This is a genomic window from Nocardia sp. NPDC050406, from assembly GCF_044459025.1.
Lineage (GTDB): Bacteria > Actinomycetota > Actinomycetes > Mycobacteriales > Mycobacteriaceae > Nocardia.
The window spans coordinates 50,625-75,752 of record NZ_JBITIM010000006.1 but is presented as its reverse complement, the minus strand read 5'-3'; the positions used below and the strand labels follow the sequence as shown (position 1 = coordinate 75,752).

At 67.2% G+C, this 25,128-nt stretch carries 36 protein-coding genes; 16 read left to right on the top strand and 20 right to left on the bottom strand.

Features of this window, described 5'->3' with window-relative positions:
• Positions 1-16 precede the first annotated feature (16 nt).
• From ACIBH2_RS33275 to ACIBH2_RS33265, 3 genes are all read right to left on the bottom strand, one after another.
• The gene (locus tag ACIBH2_RS33275; protein WP_397124877.1) at positions 17-145 is read right to left on the bottom strand and encodes a hypothetical protein; all 129 of its coding nucleotides are present in this window, start codon (positions 143-145) and stop codon (positions 17-19) included.
• An 85-nt stretch (positions 146-230) separates the two neighbouring features.
• Positions 231-383 (bottom strand): DUF6131 family protein, encoded by a 153-nt coding sequence (locus ACIBH2_RS33270; protein ID WP_397124875.1) that lies wholly within the window; start codon positions 381-383, stop codon positions 231-233.
• 8 nt (positions 384-391) lie between these two features.
• Positions 392-802 (bottom strand): hypothetical protein, encoded by a 411-nt coding sequence (locus tag ACIBH2_RS33265; protein WP_397124873.1) that lies wholly within the window; start codon positions 800-802, stop codon positions 392-394.
• 129 nt (positions 803-931) lie between these two features.
• Between ACIBH2_RS33265 and ACIBH2_RS33260 the strand changes: the two genes are divergently transcribed.
• The 3 genes from ACIBH2_RS33260 (at position 932) to ACIBH2_RS33250 (ending at position 2,162) form a co-directional block, all read left to right on the top strand.
• The gene (locus tag ACIBH2_RS33260; RefSeq protein ID WP_397124871.1) at positions 932-1,120 is read left to right on the top strand and encodes a hypothetical protein; all 189 of its coding nucleotides are present in this window, start codon (positions 932-934) and stop codon (positions 1,118-1,120) included.
• A gap of 233 nt (positions 1,121-1,353) precedes the next feature.
• Entirely contained in the window at positions 1,354-1,905 is a 552-nt protein-coding gene (locus ACIBH2_RS33255) for an RNA polymerase sigma factor (protein ID WP_397124869.1), read from the top strand.
• Positions 1,902-2,162 carry a hypothetical protein gene (locus tag ACIBH2_RS33250; RefSeq protein WP_397124867.1) on the top strand — a complete coding sequence of 87 codons (261 nt, stop codon included), beginning with the start codon at positions 1,902-1,904 and terminating at the stop codon, positions 2,160-2,162. Before ACIBH2_RS33255 ends, ACIBH2_RS33250 begins: the two co-directional genes overlap by 4 nt.
• On the opposite strand, the gene ACIBH2_RS33245 is transcribed toward ACIBH2_RS33250, so the two are convergent.
• Positions 2,156-2,590 carry a VOC family protein gene (locus ACIBH2_RS33245; RefSeq protein ID WP_397124865.1) on the bottom strand — a complete coding sequence of 145 codons (435 nt, stop codon included), beginning with the start codon at positions 2,588-2,590 and terminating at the stop codon, positions 2,156-2,158. The genes ACIBH2_RS33250 and ACIBH2_RS33245 overlap by 7 nt on opposite strands.
• A 69-nt stretch (positions 2,591-2,659) precedes the next feature.
• On the bottom strand, positions 2,660-3,604 hold the full coding sequence (gene ligD / locus ACIBH2_RS33240) for a non-homologous end-joining DNA ligase (RefSeq protein WP_397124863.1): 945 nt from the start codon (positions 3,602-3,604) through the stop codon (positions 2,660-2,662).
• A gap of 124 nt (positions 3,605-3,728) precedes the next feature.
• On the opposite strand from ligD, the gene ACIBH2_RS33235 reads away from it, so the two are divergent.
• From ACIBH2_RS33235 to ACIBH2_RS33220, 4 genes are all read left to right on the top strand, one after another.
• Positions 3,729-4,103, top strand: a complete 375-nt coding sequence (locus ACIBH2_RS33235) for a hypothetical protein (protein WP_397124861.1) — start codon at positions 3,729-3,731, stop codon at positions 4,101-4,103.
• Between the two features lie 129 nt (positions 4,104-4,232).
• Positions 4,233-4,640 carry a pyridoxamine 5'-phosphate oxidase family protein gene (locus ACIBH2_RS33230; RefSeq protein ID WP_397124859.1) on the top strand — a complete coding sequence of 136 codons (408 nt, stop codon included), beginning with the start codon at positions 4,233-4,235 and terminating at the stop codon, positions 4,638-4,640.
• Positions 4,641-4,816: 176 nt separating this feature from the next.
• Positions 4,817-6,229 (top strand): amino acid permease, encoded by a 1,413-nt coding sequence (locus ACIBH2_RS33225; RefSeq protein ID WP_397124857.1) that lies wholly within the window; start codon positions 4,817-4,819, stop codon positions 6,227-6,229.
• An 81-nt stretch (positions 6,230-6,310) separates the two neighbouring features.
• Complete coding sequence (locus ACIBH2_RS33220) at positions 6,311-7,765, top strand: FAD-dependent oxidoreductase (RefSeq protein ID WP_397124855.1); 1,455 nt, start codon at positions 6,311-6,313, stop codon at positions 7,763-7,765.
• Here the strand turns inward: ACIBH2_RS33220 and ACIBH2_RS33215 are convergent.
• Complete coding sequence (locus ACIBH2_RS33215) at positions 7,729-8,307, bottom strand: TetR/AcrR family transcriptional regulator (protein ID WP_397124853.1); 579 nt, start codon at positions 8,305-8,307, stop codon at positions 7,729-7,731. The two genes, ACIBH2_RS33220 and ACIBH2_RS33215, sit on opposite strands and share 37 nt — an antisense overlap.
• Before the next feature lie 140 nt (positions 8,308-8,447).
• Between ACIBH2_RS33215 and ACIBH2_RS33210 the strand changes: the two genes are divergently transcribed.
• On the top strand, positions 8,448-9,467 hold the full coding sequence (locus tag ACIBH2_RS33210) for an oxygenase MpaB family protein (RefSeq protein WP_397124851.1): 1,020 nt from the start codon (positions 8,448-8,450) through the stop codon (positions 9,465-9,467).
• A gap of 2 nt (positions 9,468-9,469) precedes the next feature.
• Positions 9,470-10,825, top strand: coding sequence for an oxygenase MpaB family protein (locus ACIBH2_RS33205; RefSeq protein ID WP_397124849.1), 1,356 nt, complete (start codon positions 9,470-9,472; stop codon positions 10,823-10,825).
• A gap of 3 nt (positions 10,826-10,828) precedes the next feature.
• Here ACIBH2_RS33205 and ACIBH2_RS33200 read toward each other — a convergent pair whose 3' ends face one another.
• Genes ACIBH2_RS33200 through ACIBH2_RS33190 form a run of 3 tightly spaced genes read right to left on the bottom strand, consistent with a single transcriptional unit; the run spans position 10,829 to position 12,601 of the window.
• The gene (locus tag ACIBH2_RS33200; protein ID WP_397124847.1) at positions 10,829-11,179 is read right to left on the bottom strand and encodes a hypothetical protein; all 351 of its coding nucleotides are present in this window, start codon (positions 11,177-11,179) and stop codon (positions 10,829-10,831) included.
• A gap of 40 nt (positions 11,180-11,219) precedes the next feature.
• Positions 11,220-11,855, bottom strand: coding sequence for a LysE family translocator (locus ACIBH2_RS33195; RefSeq protein ID WP_397124845.1), 636 nt, complete (start codon positions 11,853-11,855; stop codon positions 11,220-11,222).
• A complete protein-coding gene (locus tag ACIBH2_RS33190) occupies positions 11,807-12,601 on the bottom strand; it encodes an SDR family oxidoreductase (protein WP_397124843.1) in 795 nt (264 codons plus the stop codon). Before ACIBH2_RS33190 ends, ACIBH2_RS33195 begins: the two co-directional genes overlap by 49 nt.
• 74 nt (positions 12,602-12,675) lie before the next feature.
• On the opposite strand from ACIBH2_RS33190, the gene ACIBH2_RS33185 reads away from it, so the two are divergent.
• The 3 genes from ACIBH2_RS33185 (at position 12,676) to ACIBH2_RS33175 (ending at position 14,630) form a co-directional block, all read left to right on the top strand.
• A complete protein-coding gene (locus tag ACIBH2_RS33185) occupies positions 12,676-13,029 on the top strand; it encodes a winged helix-turn-helix transcriptional regulator (protein WP_397124841.1) in 354 nt (117 codons plus the stop codon).
• Positions 13,030-13,039: 10 nt separating this feature from the next.
• A complete protein-coding gene (locus ACIBH2_RS33180; protein WP_397124839.1) occupies positions 13,040-13,744 on the top strand; it encodes a polysaccharide deacetylase family protein in 705 nt (234 codons plus the stop codon).
• Positions 13,745-13,844: 100 nt separating this feature from the next.
• Positions 13,845-14,630: a winged helix-turn-helix domain-containing protein gene (locus tag ACIBH2_RS33175; protein ID WP_397124837.1), complete on the top strand. Its 786-nt coding sequence runs from the start codon at positions 13,845-13,847 to the stop codon at positions 14,628-14,630.
• Positions 14,631-14,700: 70 nt separating this feature from the next.
• On the opposite strand, the gene ACIBH2_RS33170 is transcribed toward ACIBH2_RS33175, so the two are convergent.
• The 3 genes from ACIBH2_RS33170 to ACIBH2_RS33160 form a co-directional block, all read right to left on the bottom strand.
• Positions 14,701-14,997 carry a hypothetical protein gene (locus ACIBH2_RS33170; RefSeq protein ID WP_397124835.1) on the bottom strand — a complete coding sequence of 99 codons (297 nt, stop codon included), beginning with the start codon at positions 14,995-14,997 and terminating at the stop codon, positions 14,701-14,703.
• 99 nt (positions 14,998-15,096) lie between these two features.
• Positions 15,097-15,300 (bottom strand): hypothetical protein, encoded by a 204-nt coding sequence (locus ACIBH2_RS33165; RefSeq protein WP_397124833.1) that lies wholly within the window; start codon positions 15,298-15,300, stop codon positions 15,097-15,099.
• A gap of 201 nt (positions 15,301-15,501) precedes the next feature.
• A complete protein-coding gene (locus ACIBH2_RS33160) occupies positions 15,502-16,296 on the bottom strand; it encodes an SAM-dependent methyltransferase (protein WP_397124831.1) in 795 nt (264 codons plus the stop codon).
• Between the two features lie 345 nt (positions 16,297-16,641).
• Here ACIBH2_RS33160 and ACIBH2_RS33155 point away from each other — a divergent pair, with 345 nt between their 5' ends.
• Together ACIBH2_RS33155 and ACIBH2_RS33150 are read left to right on the top strand one after the other, a co-directional pair.
• Complete coding sequence (locus ACIBH2_RS33155; RefSeq protein ID WP_397124829.1) at positions 16,642-16,872, top strand: DUF397 domain-containing protein; 231 nt, start codon at positions 16,642-16,644, stop codon at positions 16,870-16,872.
• A gap of 84 nt (positions 16,873-16,956) precedes the next feature.
• Complete coding sequence (locus tag ACIBH2_RS33150; protein ID WP_397124827.1) at positions 16,957-17,841, top strand: helix-turn-helix domain-containing protein; 885 nt, start codon at positions 16,957-16,959, stop codon at positions 17,839-17,841.
• 174 nt (positions 17,842-18,015) lie between these two features.
• Here the strand turns inward: ACIBH2_RS33150 and ACIBH2_RS33145 are convergent, their stop codons facing one another.
• The 8 genes from ACIBH2_RS33145 to ACIBH2_RS33110 all read right to left on the bottom strand — a co-directional run bounded on the left by ACIBH2_RS33145 (position 18,016) and on the right by ACIBH2_RS33110 (position 23,983).
• Positions 18,016-18,264 carry a hypothetical protein gene (locus ACIBH2_RS33145; protein ID WP_397124825.1) on the bottom strand — a complete coding sequence of 83 codons (249 nt, stop codon included), beginning with the start codon at positions 18,262-18,264 and terminating at the stop codon, positions 18,016-18,018.
• Between the two features lie 211 nt (positions 18,265-18,475).
• Positions 18,476-18,829: a hypothetical protein gene (locus tag ACIBH2_RS33140; protein WP_397124823.1), complete on the bottom strand. Its 354-nt coding sequence runs from the start codon at positions 18,827-18,829 to the stop codon at positions 18,476-18,478.
• On the bottom strand, positions 18,829-19,260 hold the full coding sequence (locus tag ACIBH2_RS33135; protein WP_397124821.1) for a hypothetical protein: 432 nt from the start codon (positions 19,258-19,260) through the stop codon (positions 18,829-18,831). Before ACIBH2_RS33135 ends, ACIBH2_RS33140 begins: the two co-directional genes overlap by 1 nt.
• A gap of 85 nt (positions 19,261-19,345) precedes the next feature.
• The gene (locus ACIBH2_RS33130; RefSeq protein WP_397124819.1) at positions 19,346-19,648 is read right to left on the bottom strand and encodes a hypothetical protein; all 303 of its coding nucleotides are present in this window, start codon (positions 19,646-19,648) and stop codon (positions 19,346-19,348) included.
• A gap of 98 nt (positions 19,649-19,746) precedes the next feature.
• Positions 19,747-20,742 (bottom strand): glycosyltransferase, encoded by a 996-nt coding sequence (locus ACIBH2_RS33125; RefSeq protein WP_397124817.1) that lies wholly within the window; start codon positions 20,740-20,742, stop codon positions 19,747-19,749.
• Between the two features lie 91 nt (positions 20,743-20,833).
• Positions 20,834-21,565: a metallophosphoesterase gene (locus ACIBH2_RS33120; RefSeq protein WP_397124940.1), complete on the bottom strand. Its 732-nt coding sequence runs from the start codon at positions 21,563-21,565 to the stop codon at positions 20,834-20,836.
• Positions 21,562-22,392, bottom strand: coding sequence for a BON domain-containing protein (locus ACIBH2_RS33115; RefSeq protein ID WP_397124938.1), 831 nt, complete (start codon positions 22,390-22,392; stop codon positions 21,562-21,564). Before ACIBH2_RS33115 ends, ACIBH2_RS33120 begins: the two co-directional genes overlap by 4 nt.
• A gap of 34 nt (positions 22,393-22,426) precedes the next feature.
• Positions 22,427-23,983, bottom strand: coding sequence for an FAD-dependent oxidoreductase (locus tag ACIBH2_RS33110; protein ID WP_397124815.1), 1,557 nt, complete (start codon positions 23,981-23,983; stop codon positions 22,427-22,429).
• 111 nt (positions 23,984-24,094) lie between these two features.
• On the opposite strand from ACIBH2_RS33110, the gene ACIBH2_RS33105 reads away from it, so the two are divergent.
• Together ACIBH2_RS33105 and ACIBH2_RS33100 are read left to right on the top strand one after the other, a co-directional pair.
• Positions 24,095-24,610 (top strand): DUF6328 family protein, encoded by a 516-nt coding sequence (locus tag ACIBH2_RS33105; protein ID WP_397124936.1) that lies wholly within the window; start codon positions 24,095-24,097, stop codon positions 24,608-24,610.
• A gap of 71 nt (positions 24,611-24,681) precedes the next feature.
• Complete coding sequence (locus ACIBH2_RS33100; protein ID WP_397124813.1) at positions 24,682-24,948, top strand: CsbD family protein; 267 nt, start codon at positions 24,682-24,684, stop codon at positions 24,946-24,948.
• The last annotated feature ends 180 nt before the right edge of the window (positions 24,949-25,128 follow it).

The following is a 25,128-nucleotide window of genomic DNA, read 5'->3' as shown; positions in this document are numbered from 1 at the left end:
GAGAGGAAGCCGGGGATCAGGATCTCGGCGTCCTCGGCCCCGGCGGGTACGGGTCGCCGGGTTCGTAGCGGACCGCTCGCACGCCGTCGAGCGCGGAGATCACTTCGAGGCCGTAGTCGTCGGGTACCAGAACCGTCGTCGCCATGATCACCACGGTATCCGCAGACGGCGAACCGCCGCCCGAGTGGTCGGGCGGCGGTGTGGGCCGATGTTGTCGGGTGGGTCGGCGACTAGTAGTAGTGCCTGCGGCCGCCGACGGGACGGCCGACGGAGCCCAGTAGCAGCATGGCCAGACCGATCAGCAGCACGATGATGCCGATGGTCCACAGGGGCTGGCCGAAGAAGTATCCGGCAATCAAGAGGATAAGGCCCAGAATGATCATGAAAATTCCTATTTGTGAGCGGGTGCGGCCGGTTTGCCCGTGGTGGGCCGGTTCATGAACCGATTGAACGACCACGTCGGTGTGGTTTGCGGAGCCGCCGTCGGCCGTGCTGGCGCATTGGCGACTTCCTTTCTGGCCGCGGCCATTTCGCGCTTCGACTGCCGTAGCTGACGACGCGCGACGGTACTGCGCCGCGATACTGTCCAGACCGCCGTGAGCAGCAGGATGAGCCCGCAGGCGCCGATGGCACCCACGAGAATCCCGTACCCGAACAACGCGCCGGTGGACATCTCGTAGTTCTGCCCGAACACCGTGAATCCGCCGGGCACCGTATGGCTTTCGCCGCTGTTCGCCTGTACACCGGCAACGCCCACGGCCACGGCCCCGAGGAGGGCGATCAGCCCGATGATGGTCAACATGTTGCGGTGATTCCCGGCTTCCCGACCCCCAAACGTGGCGACGAACAGCAGTTTCCGCCGCCCCGGCGGGTTTGGCGCCGCGCGGCCCGGCTACTGCCACAACACAACCCGCCCACGAAAGGCCCCGCCATGACCTACACCTTCAAGCTCCCCAACTACGCCCGTGAGGTGGACCAGGCCGAGCGCACCCTGTTGGGCCTGAACTCCATCGACGCCGTCAATCGCGACAACTCCTCCGAATCGCTCATCGTCACTTCAGACCTCACCTACGGCGAAGTCCTGGAACTGATTCGGGAGAACGGCATCTCGGCCAAATAGCCCGCGCCACGCACCCCGCACGACCGCCACCGCGTCCTGATCCCTCGCGCATCTCGTCCTTCGTCCAATCCGGTTGAATCCTTTCGGGGACTCGCGGCCTCTTGTATGTGTGCCGACAACCGGGTTGGCACGAGAACTGGAGGTCGACGTGATTGCAGTGGGGATAGGGGTCGTCGTGGTGGCGTTGCTCGGGTGCACGTGCGCCGTGGTGCTGCGGCGGCGGGCGCGGTCTCGTGGGTGAGACGGGCTGGGCCGCCGACGGGGTGGTCGCGGCGGCGGTCGACGGGGATGGGGAGTCGATCGCGGCATTGATATCGGGGTCGTATCCGCATGTGCGGCGGTTCGCTCACGCCCTGTGCGCGACGCCGGAGGATGCCGAGGACGCGGCACAGGAAGCCGTGATCGTGTTGTACCGAAAGATCGGGACATTGCGCGCCACGGGGGCCTTGGCGGCGTGGATGTTTCGGATAGTTCGGCACGAATGCCTGCGGCGGGCACGATTCCTGGTGCGCCCGCCCGAGGTGTCGGGAAGTTCGCCCGCGGCGTCGGCCGAGGAAGAACTGCTGCGGCGGCTCGAGGCCGAGCGGGTGGCGGCCGTGATCGCGGCGCTTCCGGCGGATCAGCGGCAGGTGTTGATCATGCGGGATATCCAGGGATACAGCGGACGGGTGGTGGCGGGGGCGCTCGGATTGAGTACGGCGGCGATGAAGTCCCGGTTGCATCGGGCGCGTGGTGCGGTCCGCGCGCAGTTGACCGAGATGGCCTCCGGAGCGGATGCGCGGTGAGTGCGGAACGGAACTTCGCCAGTGCGTCGGTGCCGCGCCACCTGGTTCGGGGTGTGCTCGGATTCGGCGGTCTCGTCGGGGCTTTCGCGTTGCTGCCGCTGATCGGGCCGGTGAGTCTGCTGCTCGCGCCGGTCGGGATGGTCGCGTTGCGCGGTTGCCCGACGTGTTGGGTCATCGGCCTGATGGCGACCATCTCGGCGGGCCGCCTGCGCCGGGAATGCGTCGACGGCCGCTGCGAGTTGGTGTCGAATCAGTAGGTGGGCCAGTTGCCCGGGGTCATGAGTTCGAGGAGGTGCCCGTCGGGGTCGCGGAAGTAGATGCTGTGGCCGCCGCGGCCCCACTGGGTGCGGCCCTCGATCGGAACGCCGTGGGCGTCGAGTCGCTTCTCCCACTCGGGCAGCTCCTGCTCCGACACCGCGAAACACACATGGAGCGGACCGTTTCCGTCGTGCGGCGGGATCTCGCCCTTCGGCAGGCCGGGACTGTCGGGCAGCACCCGCGTCTCCAGCGACCCGCCGCGCAGGAACAGCAGCAGGACGTTCTGGCCGCCGATGTCGTAGGCGTACAACGTCTCCGTGGCGATCATCGGATCCCCCAGATCCAGCACCTCGCGGTAGAACTTGTCGGCGCGCTCCAGATCGTCGACGTACAAGGCGGACTCGATGATGCGATCAAGCTTCGGCACTGTACTTCCTTCTTCCGAATTCATGGGACGATCGCCATTCTGAAACCTCGAGTCCGCTCGAGGTCAAGATCATGACTCCCGCACCACGTCATCGGCCGACTTGTCCGGCCGCAGCCCCCGCCACGAGGGGTGGCGCAGTTTGCCGTCCCCGGTCCACTCGGTGAAGGACACCTCGCCCACCAGCGTCGGCTCCACCCACACCGCATCGCGCACATCGGCGACGACCGTGGGTGTATTCCGTTGCAGCCGTCGCAGTCTCGCCTGGAGGTCGGCCAGCGTCGCCCGCGTGAAGCCGGTGCCCACATTGCCGACGTAGACCAGATCGCCGCCCTCGTCGTGAATGGCCATGAGCAGCGACCCGATGGTGCCCGAGCGTCGCCCGCCGCCCGGCCGCCACCCCGCCACCACCACCTCCTGCTCCCGAATGTTCTTGATCTTGCGCCAGTACGGACTGCGCGACCCGGGCACGTACGGGCTGTCGAGCCGCTTGCACACGATTCCCTCGAGCCCGAGCCGTTTCGACTCCGCCAGCACATCCGCGCCCGCACCGTACAAGCGCGGCGGTACCTGCCAGTGCGGCCCCGCCAGATGCAGCTGCTCGAGCAGTTCCCGCCGCTGCCGATACGGCAGCGCGATCAACGACCGATCCCCGACGTGCAGAATGTCGAAGATCATGTACACCACCGGAATCGAGGCCGACAGGGCCCGGATCATGGCCGGATTGCGCTGATGCATGCGCGGCTGCAGGGCCTCGAACGACGACCGCCCGCTCTTGTCGAAGGTGACGATCTCGCCATCGAGTACGAACGGCGGCGTATGCGGCGCGAGCGCGTCGAGTTCGGGCCAGGCCGCGGTGATGTCCTTGTTGTTCCTGGAAACCAGCCGCAAACGCTCGCCGATATAGGCGATGGCCCGGATGCCGTCGAACTTCACCTCCCAGGCCCAGCGGTCATCGTCGCTGGGGAGGACGCCCGCCGTCGCCAGCATCGCCGCGTACTGCGGCAGTCCGCTCACGCTCGCTTCGCCGCCATCGCCGGTCCCTTTCCAAAGGCACGCTAATGTCTAGCAAGCATTCAGATAGTACCGACCGGTTTCGATCAAGCGGTGCTGTACACGGTCCGATTCCTAGGATGACCTCATGGCCCCCGGGGCGAACACGCCGAACAACCTGACCGCGCGCGCCGCTGTCGGCGGCGCGGTCGCCGCCAACCTCGCGGCGCCGCTGGCCGCGGCGGTCGTCGCGATCCTGTACCGCTTCCCCGCCCCGCTCGCGGGCTATGTCTGCGGCCTCTCCGGCGCCGTGACCGCGTCCTTCGCGAGCCTGTTCTACCTCCTGCTGGGCGGTGCGCTGGTGCTCGCCGTGCTGGGCGCGCTCGGCGGTGTGGCGGCAGCCCGCATCGCCGCACCCGATGCCGGGCGAGTCGCCCGCCTCACCCTCTCGACGGCGCTCACGGCGGCGTTGCTCGGCGCGATCGCGCTCGCCACCCTCGAATGGTTCGTCGGCGCGTGGTGACCCGCCGTAGCGCCTGAATCATCGCGAGGCTCGCTTCGCCCTGCGGTCCGCACGGCGAACCCCGCAACGAACCAGCCCGCGCGACAACGGGATTGGCGTATCGGCTCGGTTAGGACGACAATCCTAGGCATGGGCGGCGAGGGCGCGCGGACGCTGCGTGAGCTGCCCGCGGCCGAAGCACTGCGACGGCTGGCGAATATCGCCTACGGGCGAATCGTGTTCTCGCGCCGCGGACTTCCCGTCATCCGACCCGTCAACCACCTGATGGACGGCGACACCGTGGTCATCCGCGCGCATCTGGGCGCGAGTCTGCTGCGCGGCGACGGTCAGGTCGTCGCCTTCGAGGCCGACGACTTCGACGAGACCACCCGCCGCGGCTGGAGCGTCATCGTCACCGGCGTGGCCCGCGTGGTCTTCGATCCGGAGCAGGTGCGTCGCTACGAGGACCTCCTCGACCCCTGGATCACCCTGCCCGCCGACCACGTCATCCGCATCGAAGCCGAGATCGTCACCGGCGTGGAACTGGTCGACGCCTGAGCCCGCCACCGCCCGGCGAATGCGAAACCCCGCCGCTCAATGTGACCCGTGATACGTCAACCGGTAACCTCATCCGCCGTTGGGCCGAGCACGGCAATCCGTCGGCAAGCTCGGTGTGGCCGCTCGCTCGGGCAACGAGGCCGGGTGGGGCGGCCGCGCACGTGGAAGGAACACCATTGACCTCTGAACGGCAGCAGGAAGCCCCGCCGGGTATCTCCGGCGACGAGGGCTACTCCCGGGGATTGTCGTCGCGCACCATCCAGATGATCGCCATCGGCGGCGCCATCGGCACCGGCCTGTTCTACGGCGCGGGCGGTGCGATCGAACAGGCCGGACCGGCGCTCATCCTCGCCTACCTGGCGGCGGGCCTGGCCATCTTCGTCATCATGCGGGCGCTGGGCGAACTGCTCACCTACCGTCCGGTCTCGGGCAGCTTCGCCGAATACGCGAACGAGTTCCTGGGCCGCTTCGCTGGCTTCGCCACCGGCTGGACCTACTGGGCGGTGTGGGTGGCCACCTGCATGGCCGAGATCACCGTCGCCGGAAAGTACGTGCAGTACTGGTTCGACATCCCGCAGTGGGTGACCGCCCTGGTCGTCCTGGGCGTCATGTTCGTGGCGAATCTGGTGTCGGTGCGCCTGTTCGGTGAGGGCGAATTCTGGTTCTCCACCATCAAGGTCACCGCCATCATCTTCATGATTCTCATCGGTCTGGGCGTGCTGGTCTTCGGCTTCGGGCACGCCCAGAATCCGACGGTCACCAATCTGTGGGCCGACGGCGGCGTCTTCCCGAACGGCTTCGGGCAGTTCCTGCTGGTACTGCAGATCGTCGTCTTCGCCTATGTCGGCGTGGAGCTCGTGGGCATCACGGCGGGTGAGGCCGCCAACCCCAAGGCCACCCTGCGCAAGGCCATCAACACCCTGCCCTTCCGCATCGGCCTGTTCTACGTGGGCGCGCTGCTGGTGATCATGTCGGTGTCGAGCTGGCGCAACTTCCAGGCGGGCAAGAGCCCGTTCGTGGAGGTGTTCCAGCAGATCGGCATTCCGGCCGCCGCGGGCATCGTGAACTTCGTGCTGCTCACCGCGGCGCTGTCGTCGTGCAATTCCGGTATCTACTCGACCGGGCGCATGCTGCGCAGTCTCTCACTGCGCCAGGAGGCCCCCAAGAGCCTGAGCACGCTGAGTTCGCGCTCGGTGCCCGCCTCCGGTATCGCGATCTCGGCGGCCATGATGGTGATCGGCGTCGGCGTGAACGTCATCTCGCCGGACAAGGCGTTCAGCTACATCACCTCGGTCTCCACCATGGGCATCATCTTCGTGTGGGGCATCATCCTGGTCTGCCACTGGATCTACCGAGGCAAGGTGAAGCGGGGTCTGCTGCCCGCCAGCGACTACCGCCTGCCGGGCGCGCCGGTGACCACCGCCTTGGCGCTGGCCTTCCTGGGTCTGGTCGTGGTGTTGCTGTTCTTCACCGAGGCCGGGCGCAGCGCGCTGATCGTGGGCCTGGTGTGGGGTGTGCTGGTGTGCGCCGGGTACCCGCTGCTGTCCAAGCGGCACGGCGACGACGACGCGCGGACACCCGTGGCCTGAGCGCCGACCACCGCCTCGAAACGTCCGGCACCGCGGGACGATTCGCCCTCGCCTGGCGAATTGTCCTGCGGTGCTTCGTCGTTGCGGGGTAACGTCCCGGAACGGAAGTCGGTACGCACGTCCGGTCGGAGAGCGCTCATGAACGATCCGCGTCACTATGTGGTGATCGGGGGAGGGCTCGCCGGGCTCGCCTCCGCCGTCTGGCTGGCCGAGGCCGGGAAACGAGTCACGCTGCTGGAGCGGCGCGGTCGGCTCGGCGGGCGCACGCACGCGCTCAGCGCCCCGCCCGTGGACGATATTCCGGACAATGGCCAGCACGTCATCGCCAGCGGATACGAGCATCTGTTCCGCTATCTCACCAGTGTCGGCACCCGCCGGTACGTGGCCTTCCCGCACAAGGGCGTGCTGCGCTGGCCCGGCGGCCGCGCGACGGTCATGGCCACGAAGGGGTTAGGAGCCATCCGCACCTTCCTCGGTGCGCACCCCGACGCGAGTCCGGGCGACCGTATTCGGGCTGGCATCGCCACCGCCCGGCTCGGCTGGGAATGCCTCAACCAGCCCGCCGATCTGGCCGACCTCTCCACCGAGCAGTGGTTCGAGCGTGTCGGCATGCCCGCGACGGCCCGTGAGGCCCTGTGGGATTGGCTGGCGCTCGGCATCGCCGCCGAACCGGTTCGGCAGGAGTCGGCCAAGGTCTTCGCCGATGTGCTCGCCACCGGAATCCGACTGGGCGTCAAACATCGTCGGCCGGTGACCATCGGCTATCCCACCACCGATCTCGATACGCTGTTCGTCACCGGCGCGCAGCGGGTGTTCGAGCGCTACGGCGTCGAGGTGCGGTACCGGGCCGTGGTGCGGCGCATCACTATTCGAGACGGCGCGGTGACCGGCGTACTGCTCGCCGACGGCACCGAACTACCCGCCGACGCGGTGGTGTGCGCGGTCCCGAACTCCAATATCGGCGGCCTGCTCGACGAGCTGCCCGAACACGACGAGATCTACTCCGCCGCCGACAAATTGGGCTTCACCCCGATCGTCAGCACCAACCTGTACCTGGATCGCCCGCTCGGCACCAAGGGCGAGTTCGAGGCGCTCATCGGCGGGACCGGCATCATCGACGAGGTCTTCGACCGGCAGCGCATGCACGACCGCGACACCGCCAAGGGCTGGCTGTACTGCCTCACCACCAGCGGGGCCTACGAGCAGATCCACAAATCCCAGGAAGAGGTCGTGGACGAGCAGATGGCCCTGCTGCGCCGCTACTATCCCGCCGCCCGCGACGCGAAAGTGGTGCACGCCCAGGTGGTTCCGATGCCGCGCGCCACGTTCAGCCAGGTCGTCGGCACCGACGGCCTACGGCCGGACCAGCGTACGTCGGTGCCCACCCTGGTGCTGGCGGGGGACTGGACGCGCACCGACTGGAGCGCCACCATGGAGAGTGCCGCGCAGAGCGCCGCGCGCGCCGTGGACCTGCTGCTCGCGCTGCCCGCCGAGGGCGACTACTCGCGTTCGGTTCGCGTCGGTTCCCGAAAGTAGTTGAGCACCAAACGGGTGATCTCGGCCAGGAAGCGCTCCCGGGGTATCGGGGGCTGATCGAGCACATACCGCACCGTGAGGTGTTCGACCGCGCGTACCAGCATCCACGCCGCGGTATCGAAATCCACCTCGACCCGAACCTGCTTGCGCCGCATGGTGAGTGCGACCCGCGCCAGTTCGCCGATCTGCTGTTCGAAGGCGACCACCGCGCTTCCGGAGGTGAGCCGCGGCGTCTGCTCCACCACCGCGCGCAGCAGCTCCGGATGTGCGCCGAGTGCGTCGAGCAGCACCGAAACGGCCTCCGGCACACCGATTTCCGGTGGGCTCGCCAGGTGTGCCACCACATGTTCGCGTACCCGCCCGGCCACCTGGGCGGTATAGCGCTCGATCACCGCCGACACGATGGCGTCCTTGTTCGGAAAGTACTGGTACAGCGAGCCCGGACTGATTCCGGCCGCCGCGGCGATGCGATTGGTGGAGGCTCCGTCGTAGCCGTGCGCGATGAGCGTGGCCTCCCCGGCATCGACAATGCGCGCCAGCATGGCGCGCGAGCGCTCCTGAACCGGTGTCTTCCGCGGTGCCGCAGTGGTTTTCGAAGTGTGTCGTTTCGGTGGCATATCTCTTCCGTCGCATCCGGCGAACGCGAATTGAATGCGAGCAAATATTCGTGTCAGCCTAGGGCATGGTGTCACACAACGAGGTGTCGCGCGAGCCACGTCGCGAGCCGGATCCACTGGGCCCGGACTCGCTGACCTGGAAGATCTTCGGGTCCCTGTACTTCGCGCCCACCGGGCTGTTCCTCGGCATGGTGCAGAACATGCATCCCGGACTGGGCGCGGGCGTCGAATTCCACTCCGAGATCCAGGACGAGTTCTATCAGCGGGTGCTGCGGTCGGCGTATCCCATTGTGGGCGTGGTCTTCGACGGCCCGCGCGCCCGACAGACCGCGCGGGAGATCGTGGGCTACCACCGCACCATCAAGGGCGTGGACGGTCGAGGGCGGCGCTATCACGCCCTCGATCCCGAGACCTTCTACTGGGCGCACGCGGTGTTCTTCGTCCAGACCCTGCGCGCCGCCGACCTGTTCATGGGCGGGCTGAAACCGCAGGAGCGGGAACAGCTGTGGCGCGAGCATTACCAGTGGTACGAGATGTACGGCATGAGTATGCGCGTGGTGCCCGAGAGCTGGCCGGAGTTCCAGCGGTACTGGCGGTGCATGGTCAGCCGGGGTCTCGAACCCACCAAGGCCGCCTGGGATGTGTATCACCTGGCCGACCAGGCCCCGGTACCCCCGTTCCCGGTGCTGCGCCATGTGCCGAAACCGCTGTGGGAGCACCTGATTCGCCCATCCGGCGCGCGGTTCTACAAGTTCGTCACCATCGGCCTGTGCGATCCGCCGATCCGGCGGACCATGGGCTTCACCTGGACCGCCCGCGACCAGTACCTGTTCGATCTGCTCTGCCGTGCGCTGTCGGCCATGAATCGCGTGACGCCCGATGAGGTCAAGTACTTCTTCCCGCGGATCCGCGCCGGACGACGCCGGGCCGCCGGGAAGCGCCCGGACTCCCTCGCCCCTCCGGAGGCGCCCGAATTGCTCTGGCCCGCACCGGAACACCGTGGTGAGGCCAAGCACTACTGCCCGGTCCACGCCGATCACGGCTCGACCGCCCGCACCCGATTCCGACAGCTGACGGGGTACTGACCATGCGGCCACACACCGATATTCGTCCCGCGCGGGGAGCGCACCCCTACGACTACTACTACCGACCGGGTATGCCGCTGCGCCCGCCGCCACCGCGCGCCGTGCCCTCGGAGCTCTGGTACCAGCCCCGCCGGGCCATGCTCGGCCCGTGGATCGACGTGCGCCCCGAACCCGTGGATACGCCGCGCACCCGGCTCATGGCCGACCACCTCTGGCAGGGCGACGAGCCGATGGACGCGGTGGTCAGGGCCTTCGGTCGGATCGGCAATACGAAATGCCGTGCGCTGCTGGACCAAGCCCTGGCGCACGGCATCGACAGCCTCGACGATCCACCCCCGGAGCTGGTGAATCTCTTCGCCTCCCTGGACAATCCGCCGGAGTGGTTCGACCCGGACCTGTGGGAGTACGGCCGCCGCCTCTGGATCAATGTCTCGACCGCCGGAAAACTGGCCATGGGCGTCCAGGACTTCATGGGCACCTTCGTCGGCGCGGAGGTGGCCTCGGCCACCGGGGCCACCGGACGGTTCGTCAACGACCCGTATCGGCGAAACCTGGAGACCGCCACCTGGTTCCGCAATGTCACCGTGCCCGGCGCGATCGACCGCTGGTCGCCGGTCTTCGCCGACACCGTGCGCGTGCGGCTCATGCACGCCCAGGTTCGGGCGGGGCTGCGCCGCACATGGGGTCCGGAGCACTTCGCCGTGCACGGCAACCCGATCTCGAACGCCACCACCATGGGTGCGGCCGTCACTTTCGGCATCTCACCCATCTGTTTCGACCATGTACACGGACGGCGCTGCGGCACAAGGCAACTCGACGCTGTCATGCACTACTGGGCCTATATCGCCTACCTGTTCGGCGTCGCCGAGGAACTCGTTCCGCGCACGGCCCGCGAAGGCATGGAGATGGCCGACTACATGGTCGCCACCGCGGGCACCGCCCCCGAATGGACCGCGACCATGGCCGGTGCGGCCACGAAACGCTTCGCCGACAACGGTTTCGCCGATCGACTGAAGATCGCCGCGACCGCGCCCCTGGTGGGCCTGCTCGCCTACTACAGCAGCGACGGCCTGGTGCGCGCCCTCCTCGCCGACACCCCGCTGCGCTCGGTCCCGACCCGGCCGTGGAAGGAGCTCACCGGTGTCGCCGCCACCACCGCGGTGCGGCTGCGCGCTCTCGACGATCACCTGCCCGGAGCGCGTCGTCGCAGGAATCGCCGTGCCCGCCATGTGGATCCGGCCTGGCAGTTCAACACCCGCGTGGCCCGTCTGCTCGCCGCCCGCGTCGGCATTCACGGCACGCCGTACGACCAACACGACGGCACCGCCGAGGCGGCCGCGCGCTGCCCGGTGCGCTGACCGTCAGCCCGCGCCCCCGGCAATGGCCAGATACGCCACCATCAGCATGAACAGAAACCATCCGGCTCCCTGCCAGATGGGCCAGGCCCGCCCCTGGCGCCATGCCCGGAAGGTCTGCACGAAGGCCCCGAGACCACCGAGCAGCAGTACCGCGCCGGGCACCAGCCCCACCACGAGCCGCGACGGGTTGTCGCACAACGTGCTGTCCGCGTCGGAACACGCGGCCCGACCCGACGCCCACAGCAGGACCAGGGCCATCGCCAACCCGGTGAGCACCAGCACGGCGACGACGTACCGGGCGGCATGCCTGAACGTGTCCGGATCCGACCAGCGCTTCTCGACGTCGTTGACCATATGACCGGATTTCCCATCGGACCAGCCGGTACACCCCAGGTCAGCGCGCGTCCGCGGCCAAGCCGAAGCCGAGCGCGACCAGTACCGCCGCGAGCGTGCGCTCCAGGCGGCGGCGAATCCGGGTATCGCGCAGCCATCCGGCGGCCCGATCCGCCGCGAACACCACACCGGCGCACCAGGCGGTGTCGATGACCAGTTGGATCACCGCCAGAATCAGGACCGTCGGCAGCACCGGCCCGGTCGCGGGCAGGAACTGCGGCAGAATCGTGAGTCCGAAGACCGCCGCCTTGGGATTGGCGGCGATCGAGATCAGCGAGGCGCGGAAGGCGGCGGCGGGGGAGCGGCCGCGCAGCGGCGCCGTGCCCACCGCGAACTCCTCGGGCCGTCGCGCACTGCGCCACGCCTGTACGCCCAGCCAGACGAGCACGACCGCGCCGACGATGTGCACCGCGTGATTGAGCACCCGATTGGCCACCAGCAGCGCGGACAGTCCCGCGCCGCCCGCCAGCGTCCACGCGAAGACCCCGATCTCGTTGCCCGCCACCGCCGCCAGTCCGGCGCTGCGACCGTCGCGCACCGAGCGTTGCAGGAACAGCGCGGTGGCCGGGCCGGGCAGCACGGCCAGAATCAGGCAGGCGAGGGCGAATTCGGGGAGGACGTCGAGCCAGTGGGGCATACCTCGATGCTGTCATGGAAGTCCTCGCCACCGACATAGATCGTGTGCCCGGCTTCGGCCCGCACGGTGGTGGCCTCGGCGATGGCGGCGGCGAACTCCTCGACGGTGGGCAGCGCACCGTGCTCGCGCCGCGTCGAGACCGCCTCCGGATCGCGCCGCTCCAGCAGCCGCACGATAATGGTGCCGTCGATCATGTCACCGGAGACGACCACGAAACCGATTCCGCGACTGTCGAATTCGCCGATCATGGCGCGCAGCGCGTCCTCACCCGCACGCTTGCTGTGGGCGATCGGCTCGTACCCGGTCGGTACCGGACGGGTTGCGCTGAAGTGGGCCTGGTGGCTGGTGACGAAGACGATGCGCGCACCGGCGGCCATACGTGGCAGCGCCAGTCGTGCCAATCGGGTCTGCGCGTCCCGGTTCACCGTCATGGCGTAGTCCTCGGCGGCCCCGCGCTCCAGACCTCCGGAAGCGTTGAGCACCAACACATCCAAGCGCCCGAACTCCTCGACCACGGACTCGATCAGCCCCGCCGCCGCCTCTGGATCGGTGATGTCCGCCCCCGCCACCGACGCGCTGCCGCCCGCCGCCGCGATCGCCGCCGCGACGGTTTCGGCCCGTTTGCGCTTCTCCCGATAGTTGACCACCACATGGTCGCCGCGCTCGCCCAGCAGCCGTGCCGTTTCCGCCCCGATCCCCCGAGAAGCCCCGGTGATCAACACGATTCGACGTTCCTCCACCCGCATCCGCCCACGCTCCGATCGGGGCTCGGACGCCCCTGACTCATGCTTCTGATTTAGAATCACTATGGTGGTTCGAAATGAGAAGCGCAAGCCAGCCACCCGCCGCGAGCCGTGCCGACGCCGCGGCCGCACCCCTGCTCACCGCCATGGATCTGCTCGGACAGCGTTGGGTGCTGCGCGTGCTCTGGGAACTCGAACCCGGGGCGCTCGGTTTTCTGGAATTGCGCCGCCGCATGGGCAATTGCTCATCGAGTATGTTGTCGGTGCGATTGCAGCGCTTGCAGAATGCGGGCCTGGTCGTTAAACAAACCGACAAGTCGTATGAATTAACGGCGGCGGGACGCGAACTCACCGCTGCGCTGGAACCGGTCTGGGCATGGTCGCGCCGGTGGGCCGAGACCATTGCCGATCCGGATACCGGCGAGGAATAAGAGAAGAAACGTGAAACGCAAACTGCTCATCGGTGGCGCGCTCGCCCTGGTCGTTCTCATTGCCACCTGGTGCGGTCTGTACGTACTCATGAATTCGCGCACCTATCAGGTGGCCGGACGGATAGTCCCGCACGTGGACACCGCCGACAAGGTCGTCGCGCTCACCCTCGACGACGGCCCCACCGAGCACACGCCCGAAGTGCTGCGCCTGCTCGCGCAGGCCGCGGTTCCGGCCACCTTCTATCTGACCGGCTCCGAACTCGCGGCCCATCCGGAGTTCGGCGCCGCCATCGCGGCCGCGGGCCACGAGATCGGCAACCACTCCTACAGCCACGAGCGCATGGTCCTCACCACGCCCGGCAGCGTGCGCGACGAGGTCGAGCGCACCGACGCCGAGATCGCGAAAACCGGTTACCGGGGCCCGATCACCTTTCGCCCGCCGTTCGGCAAGAAGCTGTTCGCGCTGCCGCTCTACCTCTCCCGACACGACCGCACCACGGTGATGTGGGATGTCGAGCCCGATTCCGGCAAGAGCCCGACCGCCGACGAGATCGTGGCCGAGGCCCTCGATCAGGTGCGCCCGGGCTCGATCATCCTGCTGCACACCATGTACGGCTCCGGGGCCGCCTCGCGCGCCGCGCTGCCTCGGCTGGTGAGCGAACTGCGGGCGCGCGGCTACACCTTCGTCACGGTCGGAGAATTGCTGACCCACTAGGGGATTCCCGGCAAATCTCACGATTTCGTACGCGTGTGCGGTTTGCCCTGTTAACACTTAGACTGTCTGGGACGTAAATTTCAGTATGGAGGGTGTCACGATGGGAGAGCGGACGGTCGTCGCGGACGTCGCGGATGAGCTCGCGCGCCGCGTCGCGTTCGGGCAGTACGCGCCCGGCGAGCTGATGCCCTCCGTCCGGCAGGTCGCGGACGAATTCAATATGAATCGCGCTACGGCGCAGTTGATTCTGGGTCGGCTCGAATCGCACGGCTTCGTGGACGCGCATCGCGGCAAGGGCTTCACCATTCGCGATGTGCGCGGCGCGGGCGGGGTGGAGGTGTACCGGCGGTTGTTCCGGCTCTCCATGCCGCTGCCCGAGGTGGCCGTGGAGATGTTCAGCAATATCGTCGACGAGGAACGCGCCATCGTCCTGGACACCCTGCTGGACTACACCGAGGGCGAGCGGCGCATCGACACCGCGATCCTCAAGGCCGAGATCGACGAGCTGGAAACCATTGCGCGCGGTACGGATCCGGATCCGAAGCGGATGCTCACCATCGAGCTGTCGCTGCTGCGCCGTCTGCAGACCGCGCTGGGCCACACCATGCGGCGGGCGATCCTGAATTCGATCGGGGATATGGTCCTCGAGGTGCCGGAGGCGGTGCGGGCCTACTTCGCGGCCACACCCGATCTGCACGTATTGGTCTGGCGCGCACTGGTTGCCGTGTGGGAGTCCGACGGTGGACCGAGCGAGGCGCAGCTGGCGCTGTTCGAGGATCTGTTCGGCATGTACCACCAGAAGGTGGTGGCGCGGTTCGTGGAACTGGTCGGTGTGGATATCGCGCAGGGGGAGGGGCGGGAGACCCCGCACGCGGCTACGGCGTGATCCCCGGTCCTATTGTCTGGGACGAGGAGTCACGCCGTGCGGGTGCCGCGCGCACGATCGAAAACACCGGTCACACGCCGATGGCGGCATTCATGATGGTGCCCGCGCTGGTGGCGACAATGCCGCCGATCAGCGCTCCCGCAATACGTTTGGGCGATTCCAGCGGCCCGCCCTGCCACTTCTCCCAGGCGAACTTGCCGCCCGCGTAGATGATGGCCAGCGTGCCGGAGAGCAGGACGAACCAGGTGAAGTAGCGGACCAGCTTGAGTAGCTTGTCCGCCACCGGTGGCGTCTCCGGCGTCGGGTTGAAGACCTGCGCGTACAGATCGGTGCTGGTGATCAGGTCCTGTGCGGCAATAAGAATCATCTCGGCGCTCGTTCCCTCGCGACTGTTCCCCTTCCGGGGTACCCGCCGCGGACGTTGGCACGCAAGGGAAAACACGCCGTCGACTAGGCGACGGACCGGTCAGTCGTCGTTGTTGTCCGCCGAGAGGTAGGCGATGGCGGCCAGATACTGACGACAGGCGAAGTGCTGGTCGTGGGCGCGGAGGATGGCGCGTGCCTGCCGGTAGGTGAGCGCGCGCGGCTCGATCTCGCAGTCACCGGAGATGTCGGTGTAGTGGGCTATTCCGGGCCCGGAGGAATGCGGGGTGCCGGAACGCGAAAGCATTTGAGTCATAGGACGCCTCTGGCCGCAAACGGATTATCGGTTGGGCGACGTTGGCGCGGGGCTCCCAATACGATCCGGCGCAGTCCGGCCATATTCGTCTATGGCCGAGTTTAAGGGGGCGTGTCGTGCAGATGCAAGTACATCTGCACGATCGAGCCTGGGTGTCGGGAGTGGTTTGTCCTTTTTGATGTTGTTGTGGCGTCAGGGTTTACGCGCCACGGCCCCGTAGGCCGAAACATCTTGAATGGAGCCGACCTCCGCGTCGTCGACATGCCAGCGGGTGATGCGGGTGAACCCCGGCTCCACCATCTCGAGGCCCTCGAAGACCGCCGCGATCTGGTCCTGGGTCCGCGGCTCGTAGGGCACCCCGCCCGACTTGGTGTACTCCTCGCAGAGTCGCACGTAGTTCGGGTTGTCGACGGTGCCGTCCCAGAGCACCAGGTGGCTGCCCGACGGTACGGACTCCATGACGGTGGCCACGATGCGCCGCATCTCGTCGTAACTGCGCGCGTGCCCCAGGACGCCCATGAACATGACGCCGATCGGCTGGGAGAAGTCGAGGACCTTCTGCGCGGCGGCGATGATCTCCTCCGGCTGGTGGAAGTCCGCCTCGATATAGGTGGTGAGGCCCTCGTCGGTGGCACTGGTCAACAGCGCGCGGGCGTGCGCCAGCACGAGCGGGTCGTTGTCGACGTAGACCACCTTGGACTCGGCCGAGACGCCCTGTGCCACTTCGTGGGTGTTCTGCATCGTGGGCAGGCCGGTGCCGATGTCGAGGAACTGGCGCAGGCCGACCTCACCCGCCAGGTAGCGCACGGCGCGAATGAGGAATTGTCGGGACTGCACCGCCATGAGTGAGATGTCTGGATCTATCTCCATGCTGGCATCGCCGACCACGCGGTCGATGTCGTAATTATCCTTACCGCCCATCCAGTAGTTCCAGATCCGAGCGGAATGCGGGATGTCGGTGCGGATCGCGGGATCGGGTTCGGGCATTGTAGGTCTCCTCGACGAGAGCGCGCGGTACTGACACGGGTCGATCTGCCCAGTGACACTACAAGATTCGCCATATGGCGGCGTGCGGATGGGGTGATTGGCGAGGGTCGCGGCCAACCGTACCGTCCAGTCGGAATTGCCGGAATATCTTCGCAACTTCGCATGGTCTCGGGGCGATCAAGATCAAAGCTGTTGTGTTGCAAAGGATCAGCTTTTTCGAGGCATCGATAGCGGGCTACCTGCGTGCTATCGTTCAAGTTGCGGTTGCAACTGTAAGTACACCTGATCGAACGTTTGCAAGTACTGGGCACACCGTCTGCGGGCGGTACTGGCAAGGAGTCGGAAATGACACGCACATCCGCAACCCGAATCGATCCCACCGAACTGTCTTGGCGCAAGAGCACTTTCAGTAACCCCAGCGGGAACTGTGTGGAAGTGGCCGAGTTGGCGAGCGGCCTGGTGGCCATGCGCAACTCGCGCGACCCCCTGGGCTCGGTGCTCGTCTACACCCGCCCCGAGATCGATGCATTCCTGCGCGGCGCGAAGTCCGGAGAGTTCGACGATTTGGCGCGCTGAAAGGTAGCATTGGCAATCGGCGCGGTGGTTCGCGACGATGGGTTGTGGTCCACTGCCGGACAACCGAGCAACGGAGTAGGCCCAATGATCGCAGAACCGGTAGTACCCGGTCGGGTGGATTCCACTGTCGCCGAGCGTGGCCCGACTGCCCTGCGTATCGCCGTCGGTGGTCAGCTGCGCAAGCTGCGTGAGGAATGTGGGATAACGCGTGAAGCCGCAGGTGACCACATCCGCGGCTCCCACGCGAAGATCAGTCGCCTGGAACTCGGGCGGACTGGATTCAAGGAACGCGATATCCGGGATCTGTTGTCGCTCTACGGCGTCAACGATCCCGGGGAACGCGAAGCCTTCCTGGAGTTGGTGCGCAAGGTCAACCAACCCGGGTGGTGGCATCGCTTCAGCGACCTGTTGCCGCAGTGGTTCGAGACCTACCTAGGACTCGAACACGCGGCCAAGAGCATCCGTACCTATGAGGGCCAATTGATTCCGGGTCTGTTGCAGACGCCGGACTATGCTCGTTCGGTGGTGGCGCTGGGCCACGATGCCGACGCCGAACGCCGCGTCTCGCTGCGCCGCCGTCGCCAGGAGCTGTTGACCCGGCCGGGCGCCCCGAGCTTCTGGGCCGTGCTGGACGAGGCGGTGCTGCACCGTCCCGTGGGCGGTACCAAGGTGCTCAAGGAGCAGATCGAGTATCTGGTGGAGATGTCGCAGCGGCCGAATGTCACGATTCAGATCGTGCCGTTCGCGGCGGGAGGCCATGCGGCAGCGGGGAGTTCGTTCACCATGCTGCGCTTCGCCGAGCCGGAGCTGCCCGATATCGTCTACCTGGAGCAGCTGACGAGTGCGCTGTATCTGGACCGGCGCGCGGATCTGGAACTGTACCGGCAGGTCATGGACCAGCTGAGCGTGCAGGCGGAAGCGCCCGAGCGGTCGCGCAAACTGCTGCTGGAGATCGCCGAGAAGCTCTGAGCCACCGGCTCGGGAGCGCGAAAAAGCTCGGAGCGATACGGCTCCGAGCTGAGTGTTGCCCGCAGGTGCGGTGAAAGCCTGTGTGGAACAACAGCTCTCACCGGAACGGCCGCCGCGCCCGCGGCGGCCTTCGGTATGTCTGGGGGGTGGGTCCTCGCGGACCCGCCCCGGAATCTACTGACGGATGAAGCTGGACGCGATGCGCCAGAAGGCTTCCGGCTGCATCTGGTGTAGATCCCAATCGTTCACCATGGCGTGTGCCGTGGTGACGATTCGTTCGACATCGAAATCGTACCGAGTGGCCGCTCCGGTGGATTCGACCTTGTCGATCACGAATGCCGTTGCCGTCTCGCGTGAATAACTATGTTCGGTCCGGCTGTTGTCGGCGAACCCGAGTCGGCTGAGGTTGATTGGCTGGTTCATTCGAACGCCCCTGACGCCAGGCCGCCGGTAAGTCGGTGGCGACGACTCGCCATTGATTCACCGCTCGGCTCTCTGGAAGTCCCCTGTTTGCCTTGCAGATGTGAGTCTATGACTGTGCGACATACAGATGCAAGTACATCTGCAACCTCGAATATGCAGGGGCAGCAGGCTTTTCGGGATGCCAAAGGTTTGCGCGCGAGCCCGAAGATCGCTATTTCGGTACGAAAATCCCAGTGAGGTCAGCCTGTTTGATCGGGGTTTCGGGATTGGCTTGGGCCTCGCACATCAGCTTGATGCTGACTATGGCCGCGTCGACGGTGTCGGCGCTCGGTTCGGTGGTCGTGCTTTGTTCTTGTTCCAGGAATTTGCGGACGGTTACGCGCTGCTTTTCTCCGTCCTGTTGGACGAATTCGGTGCACGGCGTGTCACCGCCCTTGTTCACGGCTTTCTCGGCCTCACCGCACCCCGAGGCCAGCAGCGCGGCGGCCATGACGCCCGCCGCGGCGGCCCCGAGGGTGCGCCCCGAGTGACCGAAGGTGCGCGTGGTGCGTGTGTGCGTGTTCATCAGAATCCCGCCAATCCGTCGGCCAGGCTGTCGATCTGCAAGACCCGCATGGCTTCCTCTCGTACGTCCGGACACTGCGCCGTGGTGATCTGGTCCACCACCGCGCGATCGTTCGCCACGGCGGCGTTCACGCCGCTGTTGCGCAGGGCCCAGTTGTGCACGGTGCCGTTGAAGGCGACCTTGCCCAGCGCGGGGCCCTGGTCGCGCCAGGTGGAGATCTCCGGGGCGATCATGTCGCACAGCTGCTCGGCGGCCTCGTCGGAGACGGTGGGCGCGCCGGGCGAGGAGATGACCGGGGATCGCCCGGATTCGGTGAGGGAATTGCCCGGTGTGGTGGTCTCGGTGGAATCGGAGCATCCGGCCGCGAAGGCGGCGGCGCACATCAGCGTCGCCGCCGCGGCGGTGCGGGCTCGGAGTCTGGGCTGGGACATGATCTTCTCCTCCGGAATCAGGCTCGATGGCCGCCGATACGGCGCGGCGGCCACCCGGGCGCGCACGCGCTGTCGACCAGGGCGGTCAGTGACCGCCGGGATCGAGCAGGTCGCGGCCCTGGAGCTTCTTCACCCGCCGATGCTCGAGGATGACCAGCGTCGCGCCGATGCCTAGGCAGAGCACGGTGGCCACGATGCCGATCGTCATCCAGCCCATGAATCCGTATCCCGCGGCCGTCAAAGTGAGTGCGGCCGCGATGATTCCGATCCCGAGCAGCACCAAGCCGGGCCAGTTGCGGGTGTCTTCCAGGGTCTCCCCGGCATGGGGGCGGATGGTGCGGGACTCGTCGGGGGCGTACTCGTCGTCGGGAACGGGGCGATGCGTCATCATCGGGTCCTTCCTGCGGGGCAATATGGGACACACGTCTGATAACGGGCGGATACCCGGCGTGGTATCGCCCAATCACCCGCCGTGACGCAGGTCGCTCACCGGGCCGTTTGCTCGCTCAGCAGCCGATCCCAGCGCCGCAGGAAGTCCTCCAGGCCGAAGTTGGCCTGCGCCCAGTGCCGGGCCGATTTGCCGGTCAGCTCCGCGAACAGCGGTTCGTGCACGAATTGCCGCACGGCCTCGGCGAGGATGTCCGGATCGGTGGAGACCACCCCCGCCTCGGCGGGAATGCAGGCCGAGGCCTCGGTGGTGCCCAGCGCGACGATCGGCAGGCCGAGGTACATGGCCTCGATGACCGAGACCCCCAGGGAGGTCCAGCGCGGGGTGTGCGCGTAGACGCGGCGCGCGCCGAGTTCGCCGTGCAAGCGGTCCTGATCGAGTTCGCCTTTGCCGGTGAGCCTTTCGGCCTCGCGGTGCAGCACGGTGTGCATTCCCTCGGTTCCGATGCCGAAGACGTCGATGGGCGCGGCGTCGCAGAGACCACCCAGCAAATCGGTGCCAGCGATTCGCCAGCGGGCGTACGGGTGGTTGATGATCGTTGCGGCACGGGGTGATTCGCCGGTGTAGCGGTAGCCGGGATCGCGTACGCCGTGCGGTATCACCCGGGTCGGCGCGCGCCCGTTGTCCCACATCAGTCGATTGAAATCGGTGACGTGCACTAGCGGTATATCGGTGCGGTCGGCGAGCGGATGTCGTGACAGCGCCGCGTGTTCGGGCGGGGTGTCGTGCTCGATGTAGACGGCGGGCACGTCCCGGCCGGGCTGGCGGTCCAGCCACCGCGCGGTCAGCTCCAGCTCATGGGGCCGTTGCAGGACAACGACATCCACATCGGTTTCGGCCAGATCGGCGGGGTCGATCTCGACCGCCCGATCCGGCCAGGGTCGGCCTTCGCGACCCCGCCCCCACTCGCCGAGCCGGGTGTCGGTCGGCAGCAGATAGGTGTGCCTGCCCTGGACGAAAGCGGTGGTCCAGGACGGATGTACGTGCCAGACCAGCACGTTCAGCGTTTCGGTTTCCGTTGAGGCGTCCCTCATATCCGGGCTATGCCCGGCGGGGTGGCGCTGAAACCGGTTGCACCGGAAGATGTTCCTGCACAACAGCGAGATCCGCAGCGCGCCTGCGTGATTACCGTGATCGCGGATGAATGTCGTAGACGGCGAAGGCAGCGCGGATGACCGGCTGCGCCACGTTGCGCACTCGGATCCCGCCCGGCGTGGTGCCGCGTTCGGTGCCCGCGTGCGCGTGCCCGTGCAGGGCCAGATCGGCCTCGCAGTCGTCGATGGCCTCGCCGAGCAGGTACGAACCGAGGAAGGGGTAGATCTCGCGCGGTTCACCGTGCAGGGTGTCGGTGACGGGGGAGTAGTGCGTCAGCGCCACCGTCACATCGGTGTCGAGTTCGGCCATGGCGGTGTGCAGCGATCGTGCGAGATCGACGGTGTGCGAGGCGAATTCGCGCATCTGTCGCTCACCGAAGACGCTCGCGCACTTGCCGGTGAAGCCGCCGCCGAAGCCCTTGGTGCCCGCCACCCCCACGGTGTGCCCGTGCACGTAGACCACGGCCGACTCCCCTTCGAGCACGGTGATGCCGTGGTCGGTGAGCAGTTTGGTGATCTCGTCCTCGGCATCGCTGTGATGATCGTGGTTGCCGAGCACCGCGAGCACCGGCACCCCGATATCGCTGAACTCGGTCGCCACCACCCGTGCTTCGTCCACGGTGCCGTGCCGGGTGAGATCACCGGCCAGCAAGAGCACATCGGCGCGGGCGGGCAGCTCCTCGAGGGCGGGCCGCAGCGCACCGACCGAATCCGTGCCCAGATGCACGTCTCCGACGGCGGCGATGCGAACGTGGGTGTTCAGTTCAACTCCTCGGTCTCGGCGGGACCGGCGGCGGCCGATACCCGAACATCGTTGTGCACCCGCAGCTTCGGTGCGTGCTCGTGCACCACCGCCTCCAACTGCTGACGGCGCTGATCGCTGGCCACCTCACCGCTGAGCACCACCACATTGCCCCGAATGGTCACCTGCACACCGAGTTCGGCGGTCCGCGGATCCTCGGCGAAGGCGCGGCGCAGATTGGCGACGAGATACTGCGGCAGGACGTTCTCGCCGCTGGGATTGCCGTTCATGGATTCGGCCTCTCGGTCGTGACTGATGCCCAGATCGTCGAGCAGATTCAGGAAGGCCCGCGCATAGGGCGACATCTCGGTCTGCGCGCGCACCTCCCGCCAGTTCACCTGTTCGCGCAGATCGCGGGCGATGGCCAGCAGCTTGGTGAAGTCCAGGCGGTGCGGATCCAGCACCATGAGTTTGTCGACCATCAGATCCGTGCCGCTCACCACCGGCGCGGCCGTCGCGCCCACCCGCATCCAGGCGGCGCGGTCGAGCATCTCGTCGGTGACGGTGCGGTAATTGGGGCGGAAGATGATGTCGACGAGGGTGTCGCCGTCGTAGACCTTGGTGAGCCAGTCCTCGGGCGGATCCACCGGCCGCAGGCCCACGGCCGTGAGGGCGGCGCTGGCGCGCTCGGCATCGGCGGGCTTGACGAAGATGTCCACGTCGTGATCGGTGGCCGGGCCGCCGCGCGCGTACACCGCGCATCCGCCCGCCACGGCGAACGGAATGTCGTTGTCCAGCAGCGTGTTCACCACGCGGGTGAGCGTGTCCAGCATACGGTCGACGGTCAGGACCATACTGGTGGCGTACCCGGGGTCGGCGGTGTCAATCATGGTCGGCGGGGCTTCGATCGTGCTTCTCGCCGTCGTCGACAACCGCCAGCGAACTGGTGGCCGGGCCCTCCAGCAGACGGCCGTCGTGGGTGAACCGGGAGCCGTGCAGCGGGCAGTCCCAGGACCGCTCGGCATCGTTCCAGCGTAGGATGCCGCCGAGGTGCGGGCAGACCGCGGAGACCTGGCAGGTTTCGCCGTCGACCGTGCACACCGCGGTCGGCTGCAGGCCGTGCCGCTCCACGCGGCCCTGTCCCTCGGCGGGCGCGCCGTCGCGGCGCAGCGCGTCGCGGATGCCGAAGCCCAGCCAGCCGCCCGAAAGATACAGCGCCACCGCGGTATTGATCTTCAGGGCGGAGAACGTCCCGGACAGGTCACGTGGATGCCAGCTGTCGAGGACCTCGGCCCACTCCGGCGGCTTGCCGGTGATCCGGCCCGCCAGGGCGTGCGCCGCGGCGACGGCATTGGTCAGCCCCCACTTCGAGAAGCCCGTGGCGACCAGGACACGGTCCTGCCAGGGCAGCAGCGGTCCGGCGTAGGGGAGTTCGCCGATCGGGTGGTAGTCCTGGGCCGACCAGCGTGAGAGCGGCTGCGCGCCGGGGAACACCCGCTGCGTCCAGTGCACGATCTCGTCGGCGTGCGCGGCGGCGGAGCGGGTGCGGCCGACGCCGTGGCCGCTGCCGCCCACCAGCAGCAGGTCGCCCTGCTCGGTGGGGACGTAGCGCACCGAGCGGGTCGGCTTGTCGGCGCTGATGTACATACCGCGCGGAATATCGCCGGGCACCGTGAACGCCGCGGCGTAGGAGCGCTGCGCCTCGAGTCGGGCGAAGAAGCCGCCGCGGTCGAAAATCGGTGTGCCGGTGGCCAATACGACGGTGTGCGCGGTGAGGTCGCCGAATTCGGTGTGCAGCACCTGGCGCTTGCCCGCGCTGTGCAGGCCGCGCACCCGGGTGCCCTCGAAGATCGGCACGCCGCGCGCGTCGAGGTCGCGTGCCAGCGCCGCCACCACGTCGATGGCGTCGAGTTGGGCCTGATCCTCGAGCTGTACCGCGCCGTGATTGGGGAAGGGCGCCTCGAGCCGGTCGATGAGCGCGGTCGGCAGACCGGCCTTGCGGGTGGCGTCGAGCTCGGCGCGCAGCACCGGAACCGTCCGCTCGCTCTGGGCGTAGGTGTAGGCGGTGGCCCGCTGTACCGGCACGTCGTGTTCGGCGCAGTAGCGCAGCAGCCACTGCTGGCCCTCGCGATTGGCGGCCATGTACTCCGAGAGCACCCGCTCGCCCTGGGCGGTGAGGATCTCGCTGGCGCGGGTGCCCTGCAGCAGGCTGACCTTGCCGGTCGTATGGCCGGTGGTGCCGCCACCGAGTCGTCCGGCCTCGACCACCGCGACCTCGGCGCCCTGTTCGGCCAGCAGCAGGGCGGTCACCAGACCGGCGAGGCCGCCGCCTACCACCACGTTCTCGAAGGTCAGGCCCGGCCGAAGGGGCGGGCGGGCCTGCGGATGGAAATCTTGTAACCACAGCGACGTCATACGACCGGGGTTGCCGGTCGTCACGAAGTGAAACGGTGTGAAGGGGCGGTGATTGGGTAGGTCGCGCGCGGGTATCGCCACCGATACGGAAGGAGCGAGCAGGTGGGCGAGCACGAAACGCGCGAAGTCGCGGGGATGGTCCCGGACGGCGAATGGAACTGGGAGGCCCGGCACGAAACCGAAACCCAAAGGCTGGACCGGAATTGGAACAGCCTGATCCAGGAGACCCGCGTCGTGCAGACCGGCGTGCAATTGCTCACCGGATTCCTTCTGATCCTGCCTTTTCAAACCCGATTCGACGCGATGTCGGACGGGTTGCGCGTCGTCTATCTGACTACCGTGGCGGCCTCCATCGCGGCAACGGTATTCCTGGTGGCGCCGGTGTCGGCGCATCGGATCCTGTTTCGCCGTCACCATTTACGTCACGTGGTGGAATCGGCGCACACCTTCGATCTGGTCGGTTTGGTGCTGCTGGGGGTGGCGCTCACCGGGGTCTCGGTGTTGATCTTCGATGTGGTCGCGGGCCGGACGGCCGCGGTGGTGGCCGGAACGCTGTTCGCGGTGCTGTTCATCGGGGTGTGGGGGGTGCATCCGTGGCTGCGGCGGCGGCGCGGAGTTGGTGATGATACAGAAAGTGAAGGGCGGCAATAAGTTTCGACCAGGGGGTGTTTCGGTCCCGGTATGTCGGGTACCGCCGAAGTGTCAGTGATGGATCGACACCCATGGAGGTGAATGTCTTGTCCGAGCACGACAAGGGTGGATTCCGTGAAGGCGCCGAAGGCGCTGTCGAGGGCGCCAAGGGCAAAGTGAAGGAAGCCGCGGGCACCGTCTTCGGCAATGAGAATTTGCGTGACGAGGGCCGCGCCCAGCAGGACCGGGCCGATTCGCAGCGCGAAGCGGCGAAAAAGGAGGCGGAGGCCGAGAAGGAACGGACTCAGGCCGAGTTCGAGGAACAGCGCCAGCGCGCCCATCAGCAGCGCGATCGCTGACTCTGCCCCGGCGCGACAGACCAGTCGTCCCGGAACGCAGACTGTAATTTCACACTGACAGTAATTTCAGAGCATCGAAATTCACACTGACGAATGAATTGCCCGGCGTGAAATCGCCGGGCAATTCGTCTGTGCGGAGAGGGGATGATGCCGCGCCACGGGGTGGCGCGGCATCGGGTG

What these genes read in the sequence shown, in the direction of transcription:
- ACIBH2_RS33275 (WP_397124877.1), bottom strand. Translation starts at nt 145, where the DNA reads ATGGCGACGACGGTTCTGGTACCCGACGACTACGGCCTCGAAGTGATC.
- ACIBH2_RS33270 (WP_397124875.1), bottom strand. Translation starts at nt 383, where the DNA reads ATGATCATTCTGGGCCTTATCCTCTTGATTGCCGGATACTTCTTCGGC.
- ACIBH2_RS33265 (WP_397124873.1), bottom strand. Translation starts at nt 802, where the DNA reads ATGTTGACCATCATCGGGCTGATCGCCCTCCTCGGGGCCGTGGCCGTG.
- ACIBH2_RS33260 (WP_397124871.1), top strand. Translation starts at nt 932, where the DNA reads ATGACCTACACCTTCAAGCTCCCCAACTACGCCCGTGAGGTGGACCAG.
- ACIBH2_RS33235 (WP_397124861.1), top strand. Translation starts at nt 3,729, where the DNA reads ATGGCCCCCGGGGCGAACACGCCGAACAACCTGACCGCGCGCGCCGCT.
- ACIBH2_RS33230 (WP_397124859.1), top strand. Translation starts at nt 4,233, where the DNA reads ATGGGCGGCGAGGGCGCGCGGACGCTGCGTGAGCTGCCCGCGGCCGAA.
- ACIBH2_RS33215 (WP_397124853.1), bottom strand. Translation starts at nt 8,307, where the DNA reads ATGCTGGCGCGCATTGTCGATGCCGGGGAGGCCACGCTCATCGCGCAC.
- ACIBH2_RS33210 (WP_397124851.1), top strand. Translation starts at nt 8,448, where the DNA reads ATGGTGTCACACAACGAGGTGTCGCGCGAGCCACGTCGCGAGCCGGAT.
- ACIBH2_RS33205 (WP_397124849.1), top strand. Translation starts at nt 9,470, where the DNA reads ATGCGGCCACACACCGATATTCGTCCCGCGCGGGGAGCGCACCCCTAC.
- ACIBH2_RS33200 (WP_397124847.1), bottom strand. Translation starts at nt 11,179, where the DNA reads ATGGTCAACGACGTCGAGAAGCGCTGGTCGGATCCGGACACGTTCAGG.
- ACIBH2_RS33195 (WP_397124845.1), bottom strand. Translation starts at nt 11,855, where the DNA reads ATGCCCCACTGGCTCGACGTCCTCCCCGAATTCGCCCTCGCCTGCCTG.
- ACIBH2_RS33190 (WP_397124843.1), bottom strand. Translation starts at nt 12,601, where the DNA reads ATGCGGGTGGAGGAACGTCGAATCGTGTTGATCACCGGGGCTTCTCGG.
- ACIBH2_RS33185 (WP_397124841.1), top strand. Translation starts at nt 12,676, where the DNA reads ATGAGAAGCGCAAGCCAGCCACCCGCCGCGAGCCGTGCCGACGCCGCG.
- ACIBH2_RS33175 (WP_397124837.1), top strand. Translation starts at nt 13,845, where the DNA reads ATGGGAGAGCGGACGGTCGTCGCGGACGTCGCGGATGAGCTCGCGCGC.
- ACIBH2_RS33170 (WP_397124835.1), bottom strand. Translation starts at nt 14,997, where the DNA reads ATGATTCTTATTGCCGCACAGGACCTGATCACCAGCACCGATCTGTAC.
- ACIBH2_RS33165 (WP_397124833.1), bottom strand. Translation starts at nt 15,300, where the DNA reads ATGCTTTCGCGTTCCGGCACCCCGCATTCCTCCGGGCCCGGAATAGCC.
- ACIBH2_RS33160 (WP_397124831.1), bottom strand. Translation starts at nt 16,296, where the DNA reads ATGCCCGAACCCGATCCCGCGATCCGCACCGACATCCCGCATTCCGCT.
- ACIBH2_RS33155 (WP_397124829.1), top strand. Translation starts at nt 16,642, where the DNA reads ATGACACGCACATCCGCAACCCGAATCGATCCCACCGAACTGTCTTGG.
- ACIBH2_RS33150 (WP_397124827.1), top strand. Translation starts at nt 16,957, where the DNA reads ATGATCGCAGAACCGGTAGTACCCGGTCGGGTGGATTCCACTGTCGCC.
- ACIBH2_RS33145 (WP_397124825.1), bottom strand. Translation starts at nt 18,264, where the DNA reads ATGAACCAGCCAATCAACCTCAGCCGACTCGGGTTCGCCGACAACAGC.
- ACIBH2_RS33140 (WP_397124823.1), bottom strand. Translation starts at nt 18,829, where the DNA reads ATGAACACGCACACACGCACCACGCGCACCTTCGGTCACTCGGGGCGC.
- ACIBH2_RS33135 (WP_397124821.1), bottom strand. Translation starts at nt 19,260, where the DNA reads ATGTCCCAGCCCAGACTCCGAGCCCGCACCGCCGCGGCGGCGACGCTG.
- ACIBH2_RS33130 (WP_397124819.1), bottom strand. Translation starts at nt 19,648, where the DNA reads ATGACGCATCGCCCCGTTCCCGACGACGAGTACGCCCCCGACGAGTCC.
- ACIBH2_RS33125 (WP_397124817.1), bottom strand. Translation starts at nt 20,742, where the DNA reads ATGAGGGACGCCTCAACGGAAACCGAAACGCTGAACGTGCTGGTCTGG.
- ACIBH2_RS33105 (WP_397124936.1), top strand. Translation starts at nt 24,095, where the DNA reads ATGGTCCCGGACGGCGAATGGAACTGGGAGGCCCGGCACGAAACCGAA.
- ACIBH2_RS33100 (WP_397124813.1), top strand. Translation starts at nt 24,682, where the DNA reads ATGGAGGTGAATGTCTTGTCCGAGCACGACAAGGGTGGATTCCGTGAA.